Here is a 20,745-nt window from a genome sequence, read left to right on the forward strand (position 1 = left end):
AAAGGCCGCAATTGCGGCCTTTTTGCTATTTGATACAAAGCGTTAGCGCACTTGCAGCTGCCAGCCGGCGGCCTGTTGATAGGCCACTTCCTGTTCCAGCTCTGCCCGCATTAACGGATGTTGCTCGAGCCAGCCTTTAGGCAGCGCCACTATTAATACTTCCGCCTGCGCACTGATTTGCACTTCTGGCAGCGCTTCATGTTTACGCCGCATCGATAGAATCACCGCCAGACGCAACAAGCGGGTTAATCGCACCGCTAACAACACCGACGTCATGGTCTGGCGGGCGATAATATCGCGCTGAATGTCAGCGCGATGGTTAAACACCAGCGCCATCAGCAACTGTTGCTGCGCCCGGGTAAAGCCCGGCAATTCGGTATGGCTGATAATATAAGCGCCATGATGGTGGTGATTTTTGTATTCGATCAGCAAGCCAAGCTCATGCAATAAAGCGCCGGCCCGCAGCATACTAAGGCCTTCAAACTTGGCCAGATTCCACTGGTCCTGCAGCTGATGCGCTAGTTGCAGCGCCATTTCAGCGACGCGGTTGGCATGTTGCTGGTCGATGTAATAACGCACCATCAGACTGGCAATAGTACGGTTACGCACGTCGGTATGCTGCAGCTGCGGCAGCATGCCGTACAAAATACCTTCGCGCAGCGCACCGCCAGACAGGGTCATGCCAGGGATATGTAACTGCCGGAATAAGCCGATTAAAATGGCCAGGCCCGAGGCAAACACTTGTTTGCGCTCCTGCGCCAGACCAATAATGTCGAGTTTGTCGATTTGGCCGCAGGCAATACTCTGCTGCATAATGGTTTCCAGTCGCGCCAGCGTGATCACTTCATCCATGCCCTGGCCGACGAGAATTTCCTGCATCGCCTGCACTGTGCCGGATGCGCCCACCGACAGCTGCCAGCCGGTGCTGAGAAATTGCTGCGCGATACTGGCGGTTTCTGCCTCAGCCGCGGCAATAGCCGCATTAAAATTGTCTTCGCTGAGTAAACCGTCACTGAAATAGCGGTCGAGATACGTGACGCAGCCCATATGCAGGCTGGCCAGATGCAAAGGTGCAAAACCATGGCCGATAACCATTTCGGTCGAAGCACCGCCGATATCAATCACCAGGCGGTTACTGTCAGAACTGGAGGTATGTGCGACGCCCAAATAAATCAGCCGGGCTTCTTCTTCGCCGGAAATGACTTCAATACGATGGCCGAGAATTTTTTCTGCTTCGGTCAAAAAGACTTTGACGTTATGGGCGAGGCGTAAAGTGGCAGTACCAACAATACGGATGTTTTGTGACGGGATGTCCTGCAGCCGTTCAGCAAACAAGGCCAGGCATTCCCAGCCACGGGTCATGGCTTTTTTACTCAGCACCAGGCTGTCATTCAGGCCACTGGCCAGACGCACTTTGCGTTTAACCCGGCCAATCACTTGTACACTGCCGCCAACAACTTTCACCATCAACATGTGAAAGCTGTTGGAGCCGAGATCAATCACAGCATAGATATCCTGATGCTGTGTGCTTGCCGGCAGAACAAAGCCGGTCTCAACGAGGTCGGGTGCGAGCTGGTCTTGGTCCATTCGGAGTTCCACGGCCACCGGTGCGGCTTTGACCTGGTCTTGGTTGTCCCATCCGGCGACGCACGCGTGGTTTTGGCACCACTAAATCCGTCAGCAAGGCGCTGGCATCATATTGTGTGACCGGAATGGAATGCTTGATGTAATCTTCGATTGCGGTCAGATTCAACGCATAACGCTCGCAAGCAAAACTGATGGCTTTGCCGCTTTCGCCGGCACGGCCGGTGCGGCCAATCCGGTGTACGTAATCTTCACAGTCGTCCGGCAGGTCAAAGTTAAACACATGACTGACTTTCGGGATGTGCAGACCACGGGCCGCGACGTCGGTCGCCACCAGAATATCCAGCTTACCGCTGGTGAAATCGTCGAGAATTTTTAAGCGTTTTTTCTGGATCACATCGCCGGTTAACATACCCACGCGATGGCCATCCGCTTCCAGCCAGGCAAAAATGTCTTCGCACCAGTGTTTGGTATTGGCAAACACAATGGCTTTATCCGGCCACTCTTCTTCCATCAGCGATAACAACAATGGAATTTTGTGTTCGCTGGACGGATAAAACAGCTCTTCAGTGATACGGCTGCCGGTCATTTGCTCAGGCGCAATATGAATGTGTTCCGGCTGGTTCATCTGTTCAAACGCCAGTTCCTGCACCTTGTAAGATAAAGTGGCAGAAAACAGCAGGCTCAGGCGCTCAGTGGCCGGTGGCATGCGGCGGAACATAAAACGGATGTCTTTGATAAAACCCAGGTCAAACATGCGGTCGGCTTCATCGAGCACCACCACCTGGATTTGCGACAGGTCGTACAGCCCCTGTTTCAGGTAATCAATCAGCCGGCCTGTGGTGCCGATCAGAATATCTGCGCCTTTTTCCAGCAGCTGACGTTGAGAATCGTAACCCTCGCCCCCATAAATCAGAGCAAGCTTAAAACCGGCACTTTTTGCCAGCGCTTCAGCGTCATTATGGATTTGCACGGCCAGTTCACGGGTCGGCGCCATAATAATAGCGCGCGGCTGACCTGAACCTTTTGGTTCATGATTCAGTAAATAGTGAAAGGTGGCAGTCAGAAAGGCCAGGGTTTTCCCGGTGCCGGTCTGGGCCTGTCCGGCGATGTCTTTGCCCGCCAGTGCTAATGGCAAAGTCTGCGCCTGAATGGGCGTACAATATTGGTAGCCTTGTGCAGTCAGAGCCTCGAGAATTTGAGGCGCCAGTGCGAAGTCGGCAAACTTATGTGTCGTGAGATGTGTTTTATTCATAGCGGCTAAGCATAACCGTTGCGCTTGCAATAAGGAACAGTCCGGATAAAATTGAAGCGAGTTTTTTAACAGCAATTTCAGGCCTTACCGGCAATGCGGTCGGGTTCGGTTTAATGGCAGTACAGCCGCACAGTTTCAGTGGCCCTGCCCCAGCGGAGAGAGTAATGAGCGATAAAATTTTACAAGTGACCGACGACAGCTTTGAAGCGGACGTGTTACAGGCAGCAGGCCCGGTGCTGGTTGATTTCTGGGCTGAGTGGTGTGGTCCTTGCAAAATGATTGCACCGATCCTGCACGACGTTGCTGAAGAATATGCAGGCAAAGTCACAGTGGCGAAGGTCAACATCGACCATAACCCGAACACACCACCAAAATTCCAGATCCGCGGCATCCCAACATTGCTGCTGTTCAAAAACGGCCAGGTTGCGGCGACTAAGGTCGGCGCCCTGTCGAAAACCCAGTTAAAAGAGTTCCTGGATAGCAATATCTAACCGAACTCCAGCGAAAAGGCGTATTTTTTATACGCCTTTTTTTTGTTTGACCTAGACGGCCAAAACTTATCCTGCTAAGGTGTGATCCAGCAACTTTTCTAAAACCCGCTTGTTCGTTGACCAATCCAAACTCTTACCCATTTGCTCAGCGAAAAGCTTTCTTTCCGTTTTGATACACAAGAATCCATCAATATGCATTTAACCGAACTGAAACTGAAGCCGATTAACGAGCTGGTTGATCTGGCGGAGTCCATGGGCCTCGAAAACATGGCCCGTCTGCGCAAGCAGGACATCATTTTCGCCATCCTGAAATCTCACGCCAAAAACGGTGAAGAAATCTACGGCGACGGTGTAGTGGAAATTCTGTCTGATGGCTTTGGTTTCCTGCGTTCTGCCGACAGTTCTTATCTGGCCGGCCCCGACGATATCTATGTATCACCAAGCCAAATCCGCCGTTTTAACCTGCGTACCGGCGACAGCATCTCTGGCCTGATCCGGCCACCGAAAGAAGGTGAACGTTATTTCGCCCTGCTGAAAGTCAATGAAGTGAACTTCGGCCGCCCGGAGCAGGCACGCAACAAAATTCTGTTCGAAAACTTAACCCCATTACACGCCAATTCGCGCCTGCGGATGGAACGTGGTAACGGCAGTAAAGAAGATATCACTGCCCGGGTACTGGACCTGGCATCACCGATTGGCCGTGGTCAGCGTGGTCTGATTGTCGCGCCGCCAAAAGCCGGTAAAACCATTCTGTTACAGAACATCGCCCAGTCGATTGCTTCCAATTACCCGGAATGCGTGCTGATGGTATTGCTGATTGACGAGCGTCCGGAAGAAGTCACCGAGATGCAACGGATGGTCAAAGGTGAAGTAGTCGCGTCTACATTCGACGAACCAGCCAGCCGCCATGTCCAGGTTGCTGAAATGGTGATCGAAAAGGCCAAACGTTTAGTTGAACACAAAAAAGACGTGATCATTTTACTCGACTCTATTACCCGTCTGGCCCGCGCTTACAACACCGTGATCCCAAGTTCAGGCAAAGTCCTGACCGGCGGTGTCGACGCCAACGCTCTGCACAAACCAAAACGTTTCTTTGGTGCCGCGCGTAACGTCGAAGAAGGTGGCAGTCTGACCATTATCGCCACAGCGCTGGTCGATACCGGTTCGAAAATGGACGAAGTCATTTACGAAGAATTTAAAGGCACAGGTAACATGGAACTGCACCTGTCGCGCAAAATCGCTGAACGCCGTGTATTCCCGGCCATCGATTTCAACCGCTCCGGTACCCGCCGCGAAGAATTGCTGGCATCATCCGAAGAGCTGCAAAAAATGTGGATCCTGCGCAAGATCCTCAATCCGATGGATGAGACTGACTGCATGGAATTCCTCATCGATAAACTGTCGATGACCAAAACCAATGACGAATTCTTCGACTCGATGAAACGGGCGAAAAACAGTTAACCCCGAAACCGGCCTGTGTGCCGGTTTTTTATTACGATAAAGGACCTGACTGCAGTTGATGTTGGGCTGCTTCGGCAGATCAGCTGTGCTTTGGTCAAGCCGTGGAGACCTGGTGGTGTCTGCGCCGCTGGCAGTCCCGGGAGTTGGGCCCGGACCTGTTGGCGTACAAGAGTCTGCTCTTGTATCTCGATGACAAACAAAGGTTAGGAAACATGGCAAATCCCCGTATTCTTATTATTGGCGGTGGCGCTGGTGGGCTTGAACTGGCAACCAGTCTGGGCAATAAACTCGGCAAATCAGGCCGGGCCTTAATCACGCTGGTGGACCGCAATCCAACACACATCTGGAAGCCGTTGCTGCATGAAGTGGCCACCGGCACACTGGACGTCGATATCGACCAAATCACCTATCGTGCCCACGCCAGTGCACATGCTTTTGAGTTCCAGCTTGGCACTATGACCGGGCTGGATCGTGAACAACGTGAAGTGATCCTCGCTCCCTTAATCGACGAGCAAGGCGAAGAAGTGCTGGCAGAGCGCCGCATCGGCTACGACTATCTGGTGCTGGCGATTGGTAGTATTTCCAATCACTTTAATACCCCAGGCGTTGCCGACCACTGTATTTTCCTCGACAGCCCGGCACAGGCGCATCGTTTCCAGCGCCGTTTGCTCGAAGCCTATATCAAGCTGAATTCACCGCAGCATCCAAAAGAAAATCTGAATATCGCGATTGTTGGTGCAGGTGCTACCGGCGTGGAGCTGTCGGCTGAGCTACACCATGCGGCGCGTGAACTGAATCAATATGGCTTTAACGAGATGAAACGCGACCGGCTCAAGATCACAGTGGTTGAAGCCGGCCCCCGCATTTTACCGGCGCTGCCGGAACGTATTGCCGCCGCCGCACATCAGGAGCTGGTCAAACTCGGCGTGGATGTCCGCGTCGCCACTAAAGTTACCGCGGCTACTGAACACGGTCTGCAACTTGGTGATGAATTCCTGCCGGCCGAACTGATGGTCTGGGCGGCCGGTATTAAAGCACCTGATTTCCTGAAAGACCTGGCAGGCCTTGAAAATAACCGGCTGAATCAGCTGTTGGTATTGCCGACGTTACAAACCACCCGCGACAGCCAGATTTATGTGATTGGTGATGCCGCCGGTTGTCCATTACCAGATAACAAATGGGTGCCGCCACGGGCGCAATCCGCGCACCAGATGGCGTCGCATGTTGCAAAAAATCTGCTGGCTGCCCTCAATGGTAAACCACAGACCGACTATCAGTACAAAGACCACGGCTCGCTGATTTCACTGAGTCGCTTTGGCACTGTCGGCAGCCTTATGGGTAATCTGGTTGGCGGCGCTATGATGATTGAAGGCCGGATTGCCCGGATGGCTTATATTTCGCTGTACCGGATGCATCAGGTCGCCTTACATGGCTGGCTGCGCACTATGGCGATTTCGGTGATTGGCCGCATTAATAAAATTATCCGGCCACGGCTGAAATTGCACTAGGCTGCACTAAGCTGCCGCACCAATAACGCAGGGACCAAAATGGTCCCTGTTTTTTTGCCAGACTTTCAGCAAAGCTTGCGCTAAGACAAGATTCTGTTCCGAAAAGCTCCCTACACTGTGCACCGAATCCTGAGCCTCAACACGGAGCTGTTATGCACACTTCTTTGCACAAAGTTTATATTCCGCAAACCGCCAAAGATAACCAATATCTGCTGGCCGAATTGCAAGTCAGCGAAGCCTTGCTGGCGCAATATGAAGATCAGGCACATTGTTACAAAGCTTTGGGTCAGCTGTTTTTTACCTTGTGCCAGCAAGCCGGGCTGCGTCACGTCAGTTTCATTGCCAATGACAAATTACCGGTGGTGCGGTATCACACCGAAGCATTTAGTTTTCAGACACAGGATCAAATCCTGTTTTTTTATAATCCGCGTTATCATGAAGCGCAGCACAGTTTTGTCGACCCTTATCACCGCGCCCGCAAAATCAGCCTGTTATTTTTGGCGACCGGCAGCGAAATCCGCCCACAAGCGGCCACTTTTCACCAACAAGTCGCGGCAGTGGTACAACAGTTCCGCCAACGTCTGCCACTGCCGGATCAGCATATGAAGCTGCGTGATCACCAGCATTTGTCTTATGACCTATTTGCCCGGCAAAAAGGCTGCAATGACAGTTATGGTTATAAATTACGCGACTTAGAACAGCGTTATGCCGCCCGCGATGTGGTGATCCCAACAGCGCATCAGACGATGAACTACGCCATCGTCAGCCTGCCATTCAGCCGCAAAATCAAAGAAGTATTGGGTGTGGACCCGGAACAAATGCCGCCTTGGTCCGGGTTATTTGTCCGGCTGGAGCAGTTACTGACCGAAGCTGCCAGCTCGCATCAGCTGAATCAAATTGCTTTAGTGGCCGACGGTACATTACCGCTGGTACGCAACAGTCATTTGGACAAAGCCCGCGCAGGTCGTGAACTGCGGATGCTGAATTTTGATTTGACCAGCCCACTGCTGCAGCTGCAAAGCCACTGGCAACCGGATATTCTGCCTGACACCGTGCATCTGGTGTTTGCGGCGGGTCAGGATGACAGTTCTGAATGGGGTTATGGTCGTTTTATGAATCAGGTCGAAGCAGCGCTGAAGCAACTATGCCGCAATCTGGCGCTGCAGGGTGATACCGACGACTGTGTGATCCGCTTCCATCAGCATCTGAGTTATACGCTTTAAGCAGGCAGCAATGGCAAAGACGCCAGTATCGGGTAACGCACACCGGCTGGCGTGGAAACGGATTGATACAAATGCAGTTGCGTTGGCTCTACTGATAACACCGGCACTGTTAATGGCGGTTCCGGCAGCTGTCCGGCATGGCGCGCCAGCGTGATATGCGGATACAACTGATGGTGGGGCGGCGGATAACCGGCCAGTGCTGCGGCTTGGTTTATCACCTTATCGAGCTGCTGTAACGCCGGGTCTGTGACAGATCCGGCCAGACATAACACTTTAGCTCCGGGCCAACATAACAGCTCGTCCAATCTGACAGTGAATGCCGGCAGTGCTGCCGCCGCCAGCTGCGTCCATAACTGCCGGGCCGGAGTTTCACTGCTTTGACCTAAGAACCTTAAAGTCAGATGCAGATTTTGCTGCGGCACCGGTTTCAGCGCGGCCGGCAATGTTGCCAGCACAGCAGCTATTTGCTGCTGTTGCGCCGGATTTACCCCTACGCCAACAAACAACCGGCAGTCAGCGCCAGGCCAGCGGAATTGTGCTTCAGCCGGCAAATACCACCTCAGCCGCAGAGACAGGCCGGATTGGCACGCCAAAACTACGCACAGCCGCCAATGTGGCATTATGATGGGCACGGATTTGGGCTGCCGCCAGATGTGGCTTGTCATGCGTGGTATGGCTGTCCGCGACTAAATCAATGGCATAACCATGGGCGGCCGCGCTGCGGACCGTGGTATCCACACAAAACTCACTGGCATAACCGGCAATCACTAACTTGTTGATCTGCCGCTGCTGTAGCAATTGATGTAAATCGGTGCGTAAAAAGGAATCCGGCGTGGTTTTGCGCACCAGTAAATCATCTGCCGCGCACTGCAAGCCTTCGACCAGCTGCCAACCCGCGCTTTGATAGGCCAACATCGAATCTGGCGCTTCGTGACAGACAAAAATCACCGGTCTTTTTGCCTGATGCGCGGCCTCGTGCAACCCTTGCAAACGTTGCAATACTGCCGCGTAGTCATCCGGCAAGCGGTCAGCAAATAACCCCTGTTGCATATCTATAATGAGTAAAGCACTGCCTGACATCAGGTATTCCTCGGTAAGCGTTCATCCCCGTTACTGTGCCGGCAGCATAACGTTTTCACAAGACAGGAGCCCAAACAAAAAAGCCTGCAACTGCAGGCTCTTTGTAAGCGAATATCACATTTAATCAATCACTTTATGCACAATCGGTTGCAGATTGACGGCGCTGTCGCTAAAACTCAGCGCAGCCAGATATTCAGCAGAGGCTTTTGCCGCCGCTTCAACCGAAGCCGCATGCACCCGCGCCAGCACGTCACCGGCGGCGACTTTCGAGCCCAGCGCCTGCACATCACTAAAACCAACCACAGGGTCAATCACTTGGGCCGGATGGGCGCGGCCACCGCCTAAACGCACCACCGCCATACCCACCGCCGTGGTATCGCTGGCCGCCAGATAACCGGCTTGTGACGCGACAATATCCTGCACCACAGGCGCCTTGCCAAGATACAGCTCTGGTTTTTCCAGCAGGTCAGCCGGACCGCCCATAGCCGCAACCATCTGAGCGAAAATTTCCGCCGCTTTGCCAGAAGTTAAGCTGTGCTCCAGTGCCGCCATGGCGCTGGCTTTGTCAGCAAACAAACCGGCCAGTTGCAGCATGCTGGCACCAAGTTCCAGCGTGACCTGATGCAACCGTGGCTCGCGGTATTTGCCGGTCAGATAATCCAGCGTCTCCAGTACTTCCAGCACATTGCCTGCACTGCTGCCGAGACATTCGTTCATGTCGGTCAGCAAGGCTTGCGTCGGTACACCGGCGCCTTTGGCAGTATTCACAATACTTTGTGCCAGCGCAGAAGCATCGTCGATATTTTTCATAATGGCGCCGGAGCCGATTTTCACGTCCATTGTCAGGACATCTAAACCCGCCGCCAGCTTTTTCGACAAAATCGAGGCGGTGATCAGCGGAATAGACTCCACGGTCGCGGTGACATCCCGAATCAAATACAACCGGCGGTCTGCTGGCGCTAACTCGGCGCTTTGGCCAACGATGACACAGCCCAAACGGGCTACTTCGCGCTGGATCACGGCTAACGGCTGGGTGCAGCTGTAGCCCGGAATAGTTTCCAGTTTATCCACTGTACCGCCGGTATGGCCCAGACCACGGCCGGCAATCATTGGCACGTAAGCGCCACAGGCGGCGATCATCGGCGCCAGCATCAGGCTGACTTTGTCGCCGACACCACCAGTCGAATGTTTATCCACCACCGGGCCATTCAGTTTGCCCTGCCAGTTCAGCACAGCACCGGAATCGCGCATGGCGCGGGTCAGCGCGACCGTCTCTTCGGTTGCCATGCCGTTTAAATAAATTGCCATCGCAAGCGCCGCCGTCTGGCCTTCGCTGAAACTGTTGTCAGTCAGGCCTGTGACAAACTGCTGAATGGCCGCTTCTGGCAACTTACCGCCATTGCGTTTTAACTTGATGATTTCCTGCGGTAAATACATAAAGAGTCCTTAGGATTTAACCTTGGTGCTGGCCGCCAGATAAGTCGGCGTAAAGGCATCCGGCAGTAATTCGGCGAGTGTCCAGCTTTGCAGTGCACCTAAGTGGTTGCAGCTGGCGACCGGGCTGTCCGGCGTGAAGAATTCGGCAATGACCTGACGGCAGATGCCACAAGGCGGTGTCAGTTTGTCTTGCGGGGTATAAACGACCAAAGCGTCAAACTGGCGCTCACCGGCGACCACTGCAGCGGCAATCGCATTGCGTTCGGCACAGGTGGTGCCGCCATAAGAAGCGTTTTCAACGTTACAACCAGTGTAAATCCGACCTGAACTGGCCAGAATGGCAACGCCAACCGGGAAATGACTATAAGGCGCGTAAGCCTGTTCAGATGCGGCTTTGGCCTGTAATTGCAGTGCTGCCCAATCGATAGATGTATTCATCCTTAATCTCACAGGATAGTTCGGGCAGCATGTTATGCGCCGAAAAACAAAAAGAATCAAGTGTTGCAGCAGCGCACGGGTTCAACTGGCGAAATTATCAACAACAATGTCAACGTCAGTCCAGCTTGCTGCCCGCGCCAATGCCGCTCTTGTTCCGGCGCCAACTTCCTATCACAATGTTATCCGACCAACGGCAGCAGAGCAGGCAATGACACGGATTTTGTTACTGGAAGATGAACCGGGTATCGCAGATGCGGTGATCTACAGCCTGCAAGCGGAAGGCTGGACTGTGCACTGGTGTACTTTACTCGCTGAAGCCCGGCAACTCTGGACTCAGGCAGACCTATTACTGCTGGACGTCGGCCTGCCCGATGGCAACGGTTTTGAATTCTGCAAAGAGATCCGGCGCAGCAGTGAAGTACCGGTCATTTTTCTGACCGCCCGCCATGACGAAACCGACCGGGTGGTCGGGCTGGAGATCGGTGCCGACGACTATGTCATCAAACCATTCAGCCCACGCGAACTGGTGGCCAGAGTCAAAGCCAATCTCAAACGCTGGCAGCGTCCGGCCACGGCGGCGACACAGCAAAGCCAGCCACAGCTGAGCATCGGTGATTTTGTCTGGCAGCCACAGGCATGCCGGATCAGCTGCTGTGCGCAGATGTTGGAACTGACGGCGCTGGAATATAAACTGTTAAGTCATTTTCTGCAGTATCCGGCTCAGGTAAGAAGCCGTGAACAACTGCTGGCCGCTGGCGAAATTGCTCAAAGCAGCCAATACGAGCGCAATATCGATACCCATATTAAAAGTCTGCGCGCCAAACTGCGCCGTTGCAGCGACCGGCAGTATCTGCTGACGCAGCGCGGTTTTGGTTACCTCTGTGTGCCGGCCGGTCAGGTGGAAACCGATCCATGCTAAAACCTTCGCACCCGGTGCGGCGCCATCTGCGGCTGCCGTTCGCGCTACGGTTATTCCTGTTGTATTTTGCTTTTGTTGGCCTGACCGGTTATCTGGTGCTGAGCGTACTGGCCGAACAAATTAAACCGGGTTTTCGCCAGGCCAGCGAAGAAAGCCTGATTGACGCCAGCCAGCATCTGGCAGATTTGGTCGCGCCTCATCTCAGCCAAGGCCGGCTCACCGAGCCGCAAGTTGAACAGATGTTGCGCCAATATGGCCAGCGCAGTGCCCGGCCGGAGCTGTGGGGTTTGCAGCGGACCACACCGGACTACCGCATCTACCTGACCGATCAGCTGGGCATAGTGCAGTTTGACAGCAAAGACCTGGCTGTTGGCGCCGATTATTCGCGCTGGAACGATGTGTATCGCACACTGCGCGGTCAGTATGGCGCCCGCTCCAGTCCGGCCAGCGACCAGCCGGGCGCACCGACTGTGATGCATGTGGCAGCACCAGTACGCGCATCGGACGGCCAAATCATTGGTGTTTTGACGCTCGCCAAAAGCAATCAAAGCCTGCAGCCCTTTATCGATCGCAGCGAGCGCTATTTACTCGAACGGGGCATGGCGTTGATGCTGTTGGGGCTGCTGTTTGGCGGCTTACTGACCTGGCGTCTGCAAAGTGGCCTGAACCGGCTACGGCACTATATCCGGGGCCTGCATGCCGGACTGCGGCTGGCCCCACCCAAATTCCGGCTGTTTTTTGAGTTTGGCGATCTTGCTACTGCCCTGGATACATTCCGCGCCAAGCTGGAAGGCAAAGCACTGCGCGATGAAGCGCTGCAAACTTTAACCCATGAGCTGAAAAGCCCGCTGACGGCGATCCGGGCGGCGACTGAAATTCTGGCTAATCCGTTACCTGAAGCTGACCGGCAGAAATTTCTCGGCCATATCCGCAACGAATCAGACCGGCTGAACCGGCTGAGTGAGCAACTGCTGGCCGTTTCCGCCCTGGAGCAGCTGCCGCACCTGCCACAGCCGGTGCCGGTCGCACTGGACTTGCTGGTCCGTCAGTTGCTGGACAGCAACAGTGCCAGACTCGCGACTATGCAGGTGCAGCTACAACTTGAACTGACACCGCAACAACTGGCCGGCGATGCCACGCTGTTGCGTCAGGCATTGCAACATTTGCTGGATAATGCGCTGGACTTTATGCCCGGTAGCGGTTGGTTGCGGCTGACGCTGCAATCACAGCAGCAGAAGTTATGCCTGCAACTGGCCAATCAGGGGCCGCAGATCCCGGATTACGCGCTGGCGCGGCTTGGTGAAAAATTTTTCTCACTGCCAAGGCCGGCCGGCAGCGCCAATGCCGGTCGCAAAAGCACGGGCCTCGGGTTGTGTTTTGTCCGTCAGGTGCTGGCGCTGCATCAGGGAGATTTGCAGTTTGATAACTTGCCTGACGGGGTTCAGGTCAGCATCTGGTTGCCGTCGTTGTGACAAAACTCCACCAAAACTCCACATAAGCTCCAGCCCGGCTCCACCCGGCGGCACGCCTCAGGCACGACAATAGCGCTGCAATGAAGCAAAACCCCGGAGGAATCCCCATGCTGAAACATAAAATAATCCTGGTCGCCGCGCTGATAGCGCTGCTCTGGCTGCCGGTCGGTGTGATCCACAATCTGGTACTGGAACGTGCCGAACTCAATCAGCAGGTTCAGCAGCAAATTGCCGACAGCAGCAGCGGTCCCCAGTTGCTGAGCGGGCCACTGCTGGTGGTGGAACTGGAAACCACGCAGGTTCAATCCACAGACAAAACCAGTCTCCACAGCCAATATCTGCTGCAGCAGGCCGACGAATTACAACTGAGCAGTGAGGTGCAGACCGAACAACGTAGCCGCGGTTTGTACCGGGCACGGGTTTATCAGAGCCAGCACCAGATTAAAGCCCGCTTTGCTGCAGTTTCAGCCGAACTGCTGGCTAATACCGCTGCAGGCCAGGTGGGTCCCCCGCGGATCAAAGCGGCCTGGATCAGTTTCGCTGTCAATGACAGTCGCGGTTTTACCCGTTTACCACAACTAAAGCTCAATGGGGAGCTACAGCCATTTGGCTCCGGCAGTAAACTCAGTTTTATGTCGGAAGGTATTCACCTGCCTTTGCAACTCAGCCAACTGGAACAAGCAATGAACCTGGAGCTGTCAGTGGAACTGCAAGGCAGCAGCAGCCTCAGTGTGTTGCCGGTCGCACGCAGCAGTCGCTGGCAATTGCGCAGTAACTGGCCGGATCCGGCGTTTCAGGGCCGATACCTGCCACAACAACGTGAGATCAGTCCATCAGGGTTTAGCGCCAGCTGGCAAAGCAGTGAATTATCAAATCCGGCCAGCCTGGAACTGAGCCGTTGCTTTGGCCAGCCAAGCTGTAAAGCACTGACTGAACAGGCATTCAGTGTCAGTCTGATTGAAGCAGTCGACCCCTACCAGCAAACCGAACGGGCCATCAAGTACGCCATTTTGGTGATAGTGCTGAGTTTCGCCTGGTTTTATCTGGCGGAATTGCTGAGCCATAGCGGCATCCAGCTCCATCCGATGCATTATTTACTGGTCGGGCTGACGCTGGTGATGTTTTATTTACTGCTGCTGTCGTTGTCAGAACTGATCGGTTTTCTGGCAGCCTATTGGCTGGCGAGTCTGGCGTGTGCGTTATTGTTATACAGCTACTTAGCTGCAGTGCTGCAAAGCATGCAGCGCAGTATGGCGGTCTCTGCGGTCTATCTGCTGCTACAGGGCCTGTTGTATCTGATTTTGCAGGCAGAAACTTTCGCCCTGCTCAGCGGCACGCTGTTGTTATTCGCCACTTTAGCAGTGCTGATGCTCAGTACCCGCAGGCTGAACTGGCAGCAGGTCTGGCAAAGCCAATCCACACCAGACGACGCGATCTGACACTATGCGTTCAGCCGGCAGCTCTGGCCGCCAGCCGGCTGAACCACCAGACCGAAGCAAATAACCAGACGGCCAGCAGCGGCAACATCCAGAAGGCCTGGCCAATACCGGCTTGTTGTGCCCACAATCCGGTCCCCAAACCCGCCAGCTGACAACCGAGTGAGCCGGCAATATTCGACAAACCCGACAGCACCGGGCCGTTGTCAGCATCCAAATCCATCGCCGCAGATAACAACAAGGGATAGACACCGCCAAGCCCCAGGCCAAGCAACAGATTACCCAGCGCCAGCCCTGTTGCACTGTCCATCGTTTTGACCAGTAAAGCGCCGCTGAACATCAACAGCACCAGCAGCCGCAGCAGCTTTTTGCTGCCAAGCAGCGGGATAAACCAGGCAAAACCGAGGCGGCTTATTACCATCCCGCCGGTGAAAAACGCAAAGATAAGCCGGGCCTGCTCGGTGTCAAAAGGTAGAGCCGCACTGGCGTAACTGACAAACCAGTTGCCGTTGCCCCACTCCACGGCGCCATAACCAAACATGGCAAAGGCCAGCGCCCAGAACACTGGTTTTTTCAGCACAGCCCGGTAAGACAAACTGCGTCGCACTGTGTCGGAATAGCCAGCCAACTCCAGCTGTTGCCGGGATAACCAGAACGCATAACCCGCCAACCCAACTAAACTCAGCGCCATCAACCGCACCGGCCAGCGCCAGTCGTCCTGCCACCAGTACAGCAGCACGACCATAAAAGGCGCGGCCAGCGTGCCGAGGCTAAACATAAAGTCCATCAGCCCCATCATTTTGGCGCGTTTATTTGCATGTAGCCGGGCGATCAGCGTATGGCCAATGGTGAACATCACAGAGGCAATCAGGCCAAATAAGTAGATACCGGCAAACAGCTGCCAGCGTTGCTGCAGCATCGAGATACCAAACAAAATCACAGTTTCAAGCAGCGCCAGCACGGCAAATAACCGCAGGAATTCAAACTTCTGCACATATTTGCCGCCGATAAAAGCACCGCTGATAGTGCCCAAAGCCATGGTCAGAAAAAACCAGCCACTTTGCGCCGGGCCGAGCTGCAGTTCACGACTCAAATCAGGCAGCAGAATGCCCCACAGGATGATCAGGATCCCGAGCAGAAAGAAGCCGCCAAAAATCATCGCGGTGGGGTGAAAACGGGACATAAGCTGAACTCCGGACAAACAAATCAGATGGCTAAGCGGCTATTATAACCATGTAAGCGCTTAACCGGCAGCGCTTACCAAGAAAACAGCCCCAGTTCGTCAACTTTCGTAATGACTCGACCGGCAGTTAAGCTGGATGTTTACACACCGCCGCCCGGGATGTTCTGCTGCTGATCTTTATACCGCGCCAAGGACAAAACTGTCCGCATCCAGCGCCGCCGGAAATTGCTGGCGAAATTGCTGTAGCGCCGATAACTCCAGCCGGCAACGCAGCACGCCGGCCTCACCGGGCGGCAGATCCGCTAAGGGTTCACCCAGATAGTTCAGTATCACCGAATCGCCGCTGTAACCATGGCCATTACCATCCTGCCCGACTCTGTTACAACCCAGCACATAAGCCTGGTTCTCGATTGCTCGCGCCTGCAGCAAAGTGCTCCAGATCCGGCTGCGCGCCGCCGGCCAGTTCGCCACATAAATGATGGCGTCGTAATCATTTTGATTCCGCGAAAACACCGGAAAGCGCAGGTCGTAGCAGACCTGCAATAACAACCGAAAGCCTTTGTACTCAACAATGACCCGGCGTTGTCCCGGCTGGTAATGCAAATCTTCGCCGGCCATGCGGAATAAATGCCGTTTGTCGTAATAAGCGATTTTGCCTTCCGGCTGTACCCACAACAAACGGTTGTAAATCCCGGCATCGGTCGCCACCGCCATAGAGCCACAAATCACTGCGCCGAGCTGGTGCGCCTGCTGCTGCAACCATTGCACGGTTGCGCCCTGCATGGTTTCGGCGATTTGCTGACTTTGCATGGAAAAACCACTGTTAAAGGTCTCCGGCAGAATAATCAAATCAGCGCCGGACGCTTGCCATAACAAAGGTTGTAGTAATTCACGGTTCGCAGCAGCGTCCTGCCAGACCAGTTCGGTCTGGATGATAGCAACGTCTAAAGCTTCGGCTGTGGACATCGAAAGCTCCTTATTGGCCGGATTGACGCAGCGTCTGCAACCTGGCGGCGGCCTGCGCTAATGTGTCGGGCTGTTTGGCGAAGCAAAAACGGATGATCCGGCTGTCTTGTTCCTGCCGCGAAAACACTGACAGCGGAATGGCGGCCACACCGACGTCGCGGGTCAGCCAGTCACAAAATTCCAGATCGGCGAGGCTGCTGACCGCGCTGTAGTCCACCAGCTGAAAATAAGTGCCCTGACAAGGCAGCAGCTGCAACGCCGAACCGCTGAGTAACTGGCGGAAGCTGTCGCGTTTGTGCTGATAAAAAGCGGCGAGACCAGTCACCAGCTCTGGCGCAGTGTCGAGCAATTCCGCGATGGCATATTGCGCCGGGGTAAAACTAGAGAAAGTTACATACTGGTGGATTTTGCGAAACTCCACGCTGAGTAATTTCGGCGCTGTGCAATAACCCAGTTTCCAGCCGGTGACATGAAAAGTTTTGCCAAAAGACGACACGATAAAACTACGCTCGGCCAGCGCCGGATATTGGCGGGCACTTTGCGCCACCCGGCCATCAAACACCATGTGTTCGTAGACTTCGTCGCTGATGCAAAACAGGCCGTGGCGCTGCACTAAATCCGCCAGCGCCTGCCAATCCAGCTCAGTGAACACCATGCCGGTCGGATTATGCGGGCTGTTGACGATAATCAGCCGGGTGCGGTCGCTGATGCGGCGCTCCACCGCAGCCCAATCGACGCGGTAATCCGGCGCACAAAGCTGAATATGCACAGTTTTACCGCCAGCCAGTTCAACCGCCGGCTGATAACTGTCATAGGCCGGGTCAAACACAATCACTTCATCGCCGCTACGCACCACTGCCTGAATGGCAACAAACAAGGCCTCAGTTGCGCCGCTGGTGATAGTGATTTCGGTCTCAGCACAGACCTGCACGCCATAAGTACGCTGGATCAGGCCGCTGATTTGTTGTCTGAGCGCCGGCACACCCGGCATCGGCGCATATTGATTGTGTCCGGCCAGCACCTGCTGCTGCAGTGCGGCGAGTAAACGGGGTTCGACCGGAAAATCCGGAAAACCCTGCGACAGATTCAGCGCACCATGTTGCTGCGCCAGTTGCGACATCCGGGTAAAAATGGTCGTCCCGACCGCCGGTAATTTACTTTTCAGTTCCATTAGCTTGCCTTCACTGCGCTGCGTTACGAATTGGCCATGCTAGCACTTCAGCGTGAACTCGCCTATCCGTCCAGCAGCTGGCCCGACAGGCGAAAAACGACTTGGCCGGTTTTTCAGCGGATGCTATCATTCCAGACAGTTTCACGTATAGACGTCTAAACATAAAGATGAACATAGCAACCAGCCACCATTTAAACCCTTATGCTATCCAGCTGTGCACTATTGGCCGCTGGATCGCACAAAAAAACTGGTTACCAGCCACCAGCGGCCATTTGTCGATCCGGGCGGCGGAACACAGCTGTTTCGTCACAGGCCACAAAGACAATGGCGAATTCAGCCCACAGGACCTGCGTACAGTCAGCTGGGCCGATGGCGATTTACGCTGCAGCAGCGGCTCGGCCGCAGACGCCGCACTGCATGTTGCGCTGTACCAGCTGTTTCCACTGTGTAAAGCGGTGTTGCATTCGCATTCGCTCAGCAGCACGGTGTTTTCCCGCGTGATCCGCGCTGACGGCTATCCGGTCAGCGGTTATGAGATGCAAAAAGGCCTGGCGGGCGGCCCCGGTGCCGAACAGGCGGTGCAGTTGGTGATCCTGGATAACACGCCCGAAGTGCCAGAGCTGGCCGCACAACTGCGCCAGCGCGCCGGCGAACTGCAATCTGCGGTATTGGTGCGTGGCCACGGTTTGTATGTCTGGGGCGACACGCTGGAACAAGCCAAACGCCAACTGGAAAGCTGGGAATTTCTGATCGCCTGTGAACTGGAACGACTGAAAATAGCCGGCGGGGTCTGAAGCGCCGCTCCGGCTGAGTGCTAACTTAAAAACACAATCTTCAGTACAAACAACGCCGTCAGTAGCCAAATACTCCAGCTGACTTCGCGATGTTTGCCGCACAGTGCTTTGGTCAGCGCATAAGTGATAAATGCCAGCGCAATACCATGCGCAATCGAAAATGTCAGCGGTGTTAACAACAACACCACAGTGACAGGCGCTGCTTCAGTGATATCGTGCCAGTCGATTTCCTGCAGATTAAATAACATCAGCACCGCGACATAAAAAATCGCGCCCGTCGTCGCATAGACCGGCACCATCGCCGCCAGCGGCGCAATAAACACACAAAGCGCAAATAACAGCCCAACGACAACAGCGGTGAGACCTGTCCGGCCACCGGCCGCGACACCGGCGGCACTTTCAACATAGCTGGTAGTGGTGGATGTACCGAGCGCAGCACCGGCCACGGCAGCCAGACTGTCCGCCGCTAAAGCGCCGCCAAGACGTTCGACATTACCGTCTTTGTCGGCCAGACCGGCTTTTTGCGTTACTGCCAGCAAAGTGCCGGAATTATCAAAAATATCGACAAACAAAAAGGCGAAAATGACACTCAAGAGCGCCACATCCAAAGCCGCGGCGATATCCATTTGCAGGAAAGTCGGCGCTAAGGACGGCGGCATCGCCACCAGGCCCTGATAAGCCACATCACCACGGCCGAGCGCCACCGCTGTCATCAGCAGTACCACGCCCAGCACAGCGCCATGCCAGCCACGGGCATGGCCGGCGGCAATGAGGAAAAAGCCCAGAATAGATAACAATGGCGTGGCGCTGGTTAAATCCCCCAGCGTCACCAATGTCGCCGGATGGGCGACAATAATGCCGGCGTTTTTCAGCGCGATCATCGCCAGAAAAGCGCCGATACCAGTGGCAATCCCCAGTTTCAGCGTGCGTGGGATCACATTGATAATCCACTCCCGTACTTTAAACAGGCTCAGCAACAAAAACAGCACGCCGGCGATAAACACGGCACCTAAAGCCGTCTGCCAGCTGTGGCCCATGCCAAGCACGACACCATAAGTGAAAAAAGCATTGAGCCCCATGCCCGGCGCCAGCGCTATCGGATAGTTAGCAATCACGCCCATCAACATCGACCCCACAGCGGCCGCCAGACAAGTGGCGACAAAGACCGCACCTTTGTCCATGCCGGCTTCGGCCAACATCGCCGGATTGACGAAAATGATATAGGCCATGGTGAAAAAGGTGGTCAGCCCCGCTACTACTTCACGGCGCACTGTGGTGCCGTGGGCGGTTAATTTGAAGATTTGTTCCAGCATGGTGATTCCGGCCCGATGAAAAATGCTTATAGTACACGCTGTTGCCGTTTTTAATAGTCAGGAGCAGCGATGACTGGCACAGCACCGGCCGTCGATTATCAGGCCATTCTCGACCAAATCTGGTCCGAAGTCGCCCCGCGCCTCGGTGAAGGCAAAGTCGCCAGTTATATTCCGCAGCTGGCGACAGTGCCGCTGGCGCAATTTGGCATGGCGGTTTATACGCTGGATGGCCAATTGTTTACTACGGGTCAGGCACAGACGCGCTTTTCCGCGCAGTCGGTGACCAAATTGTTTGCGCTGGCGCTGGCCTACACCCGGGAAGGCGATGCCATCTGGCAGCGCATCGGCAAAGAGCCATCCGGCACGGCATTTAACTCGCTGGTGCAGCTCGAATATGAACGTGGCAAACCACGGAACCCTTTTATCAATGCCGGCGCTTTAGTCATCACCGACATTCTGGCCAGCCGTTTTGTTGATTCTGAAATTGCCGTGCTGCAGTTTATCCGCCAGCTCTGTGACAGCACAGCACCGGATTTTGATTTAAAAGTGGCGCAGTCAGAATTGCAAACCGCTCACCGCAACTACGCCATCGCCCATCTGATTAAAGATTTCGGCAATCTGCACAATACGGTGTCGGCCGTCGTGCGCAGTTACTGCCGGCAATGTTCCATCACGCTGAACTGTGAAGAACTAGCCAAGGCCGCGGCCTTCCTCGCTAATCACGGCACTGTGCCGTGGAACAACCAACAAATTCTTGACCACAGCAGCGCCAAACGCATCAGTGCGGTGATGCTGACCTGCGGCACTTATGACGCTGCCGGCGAGTTTGCTTATCGCGTTGGCCTGCCGGCCAAAAGTGGCGTCGGCGGAGGTATTGTTGCAGTGATCCCGGGTGAAGCGGCAGTGGCAGTCTGGTCGCCTGGCTTGGATGCCAGCCATAACTCAGCGCTTGGCACTTATGCGCTGGCGCGGTTGACCGATTTAACCCGGCATTCGATTTTTTGAGCTGCACAG

General features: G+C 54.7%; 19 protein-coding genes. 9 read left to right on the forward strand and 10 right to left on the reverse strand.

What is annotated here, in order from left to right; translation table 11 throughout:
- Positions 1–42: 42 nt before the first annotated feature.
- Positions 43–1,587: a guanosine-5'-triphosphate,3'-diphosphate diphosphatase gene (gene gppA / locus ABNT34_RS01415; protein ID WP_348728122.1), complete on the reverse strand. Its 1,545-nt coding sequence runs from the start codon at positions 1,585–1,587 to the stop codon at positions 43–45.
- Positions 1,553–2,839: an ATP-dependent RNA helicase RhlB gene (gene rhlB, locus ABNT34_RS01420; protein WP_031570400.1), complete on the reverse strand. Its 1,287-nt coding sequence runs from the start codon at positions 2,837–2,839 to the stop codon at positions 1,553–1,555. The genes gppA and rhlB overlap by 35 nt, the downstream gene beginning before the upstream one ends.
- Positions 2,840–3,003: 164 nt before the next feature.
- Here rhlB and trxA point away from each other — a divergent pair, with 164 nt between their 5' ends.
- The 4 genes from trxA to ABNT34_RS01440 all read left to right on the forward strand — a co-directional run bounded on the left by trxA (position 3,004) and on the right by ABNT34_RS01440 (position 7,522).
- A complete protein-coding gene (gene trxA, locus ABNT34_RS01425; RefSeq protein WP_348728125.1) occupies positions 3,004–3,330 on the forward strand; it encodes a thioredoxin TrxA in 327 nt (108 codons plus the stop codon).
- Positions 3,331–3,522: 192 nt separating this feature from the next.
- Positions 3,523–4,791 (forward strand): transcription termination factor Rho, encoded by a 1,269-nt coding sequence (gene rho / locus ABNT34_RS01430; protein WP_348728127.1) that lies wholly within the window; start codon positions 3,523–3,525, stop codon positions 4,789–4,791.
- Positions 4,792–5,003: 212 nt separating this feature from the next.
- Positions 5,004–6,299 carry an NAD(P)/FAD-dependent oxidoreductase gene (locus ABNT34_RS01435; RefSeq protein WP_348728129.1) on the forward strand — a complete coding sequence of 432 codons (1,296 nt, stop codon included), beginning with the start codon at positions 5,004–5,006 and terminating at the stop codon, positions 6,297–6,299.
- 152 nt (positions 6,300–6,451) lie between these two features.
- Positions 6,452–7,522 (forward strand): DUF3083 family protein, encoded by a 1,071-nt coding sequence (locus ABNT34_RS01440; RefSeq protein ID WP_348728131.1) that lies wholly within the window; start codon positions 6,452–6,454, stop codon positions 7,520–7,522.
- Here the strand turns inward: ABNT34_RS01440 and thpR are convergent.
- The 4 genes from thpR to ABNT34_RS01460 all read right to left on the reverse strand — a co-directional run bounded on the left by thpR (position 7,519) and on the right by ABNT34_RS01460 (position 10,477).
- Positions 7,519–8,073: an RNA 2',3'-cyclic phosphodiesterase gene (gene thpR / locus ABNT34_RS01445; protein ID WP_348728133.1), complete on the reverse strand. Its 555-nt coding sequence runs from the start codon at positions 8,071–8,073 to the stop codon at positions 7,519–7,521. The two genes, ABNT34_RS01440 and thpR, sit on opposite strands and share 4 nt — an antisense overlap.
- Entirely contained in the window at positions 8,063–8,602 is a 540-nt protein-coding gene (locus ABNT34_RS01450) for a cysteine hydrolase family protein (protein ID WP_348728135.1), read from the reverse strand. The genes thpR and ABNT34_RS01450 overlap by 11 nt, the downstream gene beginning before the upstream one ends.
- A 120-nt stretch (positions 8,603–8,722) precedes the next feature.
- Complete coding sequence (deoA, locus tag ABNT34_RS01455) at positions 8,723–10,039, reverse strand: thymidine phosphorylase (protein WP_348728137.1); 1,317 nt, start codon at positions 10,037–10,039, stop codon at positions 8,723–8,725.
- Between the two features lie 9 nt (positions 10,040–10,048).
- On the reverse strand, positions 10,049–10,477 hold the full coding sequence (locus tag ABNT34_RS01460; RefSeq protein ID WP_348728139.1) for a cytidine deaminase: 429 nt from the start codon (positions 10,475–10,477) through the stop codon (positions 10,049–10,051).
- 208 nt (positions 10,478–10,685) lie between these two features.
- On the opposite strand from ABNT34_RS01460, the gene ABNT34_RS01465 reads away from it, so the two are divergent.
- The 3 genes from ABNT34_RS01465 (at position 10,686) to creD (ending at position 14,307) form a co-directional block, all read left to right on the forward strand.
- Positions 10,686–11,396, forward strand: coding sequence for a response regulator (locus ABNT34_RS01465; RefSeq protein ID WP_348728141.1), 711 nt, complete (start codon positions 10,686–10,688; stop codon positions 11,394–11,396).
- Entirely contained in the window at positions 11,390–12,868 is a 1,479-nt protein-coding gene (creC, locus tag ABNT34_RS01470) for a two-component system sensor histidine kinase CreC (RefSeq protein WP_348728143.1), read from the forward strand. Before ABNT34_RS01465 ends, creC begins: the two co-directional genes overlap by 7 nt.
- 107 nt (positions 12,869–12,975) lie before the next feature.
- Entirely contained in the window at positions 12,976–14,307 is a 1,332-nt protein-coding gene (creD, locus tag ABNT34_RS01475; protein ID WP_348728145.1) for a cell envelope integrity protein CreD, read from the forward strand.
- Positions 14,308–14,317: 10 nt separating this feature from the next.
- On the opposite strand, the gene ABNT34_RS01480 is transcribed toward creD, so the two are convergent.
- From ABNT34_RS01480 to ABNT34_RS01490, 3 genes are all read right to left on the reverse strand, one after another.
- Complete coding sequence (locus ABNT34_RS01480) at positions 14,318–15,487, reverse strand: MFS transporter (RefSeq protein WP_348728147.1); 1,170 nt, start codon at positions 15,485–15,487, stop codon at positions 14,318–14,320.
- Between the two features lie 177 nt (positions 15,488–15,664).
- A complete protein-coding gene (locus ABNT34_RS01485) occupies positions 15,665–16,453 on the reverse strand; it encodes an amidohydrolase (RefSeq protein ID WP_348728149.1) in 789 nt (262 codons plus the stop codon).
- A 10-nt stretch (positions 16,454–16,463) separates the two neighbouring features.
- Entirely contained in the window at positions 16,464–17,624 is a 1,161-nt protein-coding gene (locus ABNT34_RS01490; RefSeq protein WP_348728151.1) for a methionine aminotransferase, read from the reverse strand.
- 167 nt (positions 17,625–17,791) lie between these two features.
- On the opposite strand from ABNT34_RS01490, the gene mtnB reads away from it, so the two are divergent.
- Entirely contained in the window at positions 17,792–18,418 is a 627-nt protein-coding gene (gene mtnB, locus ABNT34_RS01495; RefSeq protein WP_348728153.1) for a methylthioribulose 1-phosphate dehydratase, read from the forward strand.
- Between the two features lie 20 nt (positions 18,419–18,438).
- Here the strand turns inward: mtnB and ABNT34_RS01500 are convergent, their stop codons facing one another.
- A complete protein-coding gene (locus tag ABNT34_RS01500) occupies positions 18,439–19,731 on the reverse strand; it encodes an NCS2 family permease (RefSeq protein ID WP_348728155.1) in 1,293 nt (430 codons plus the stop codon).
- 69 nt (positions 19,732–19,800) lie between these two features.
- On the opposite strand from ABNT34_RS01500, the gene ABNT34_RS01505 reads away from it, so the two are divergent.
- Complete coding sequence (locus ABNT34_RS01505) at positions 19,801–20,736, forward strand: glutaminase (RefSeq protein WP_348728157.1); 936 nt, start codon at positions 19,801–19,803, stop codon at positions 20,734–20,736.
- Positions 20,737–20,745 lie beyond the last annotated feature (9 nt).

It is taken from the genome of Rheinheimera texasensis (assembly GCF_964031785.1).
GTDB lineage: Bacteria > Pseudomonadota > Gammaproteobacteria > Enterobacterales > Alteromonadaceae > Pararheinheimera > Pararheinheimera texasensis_A.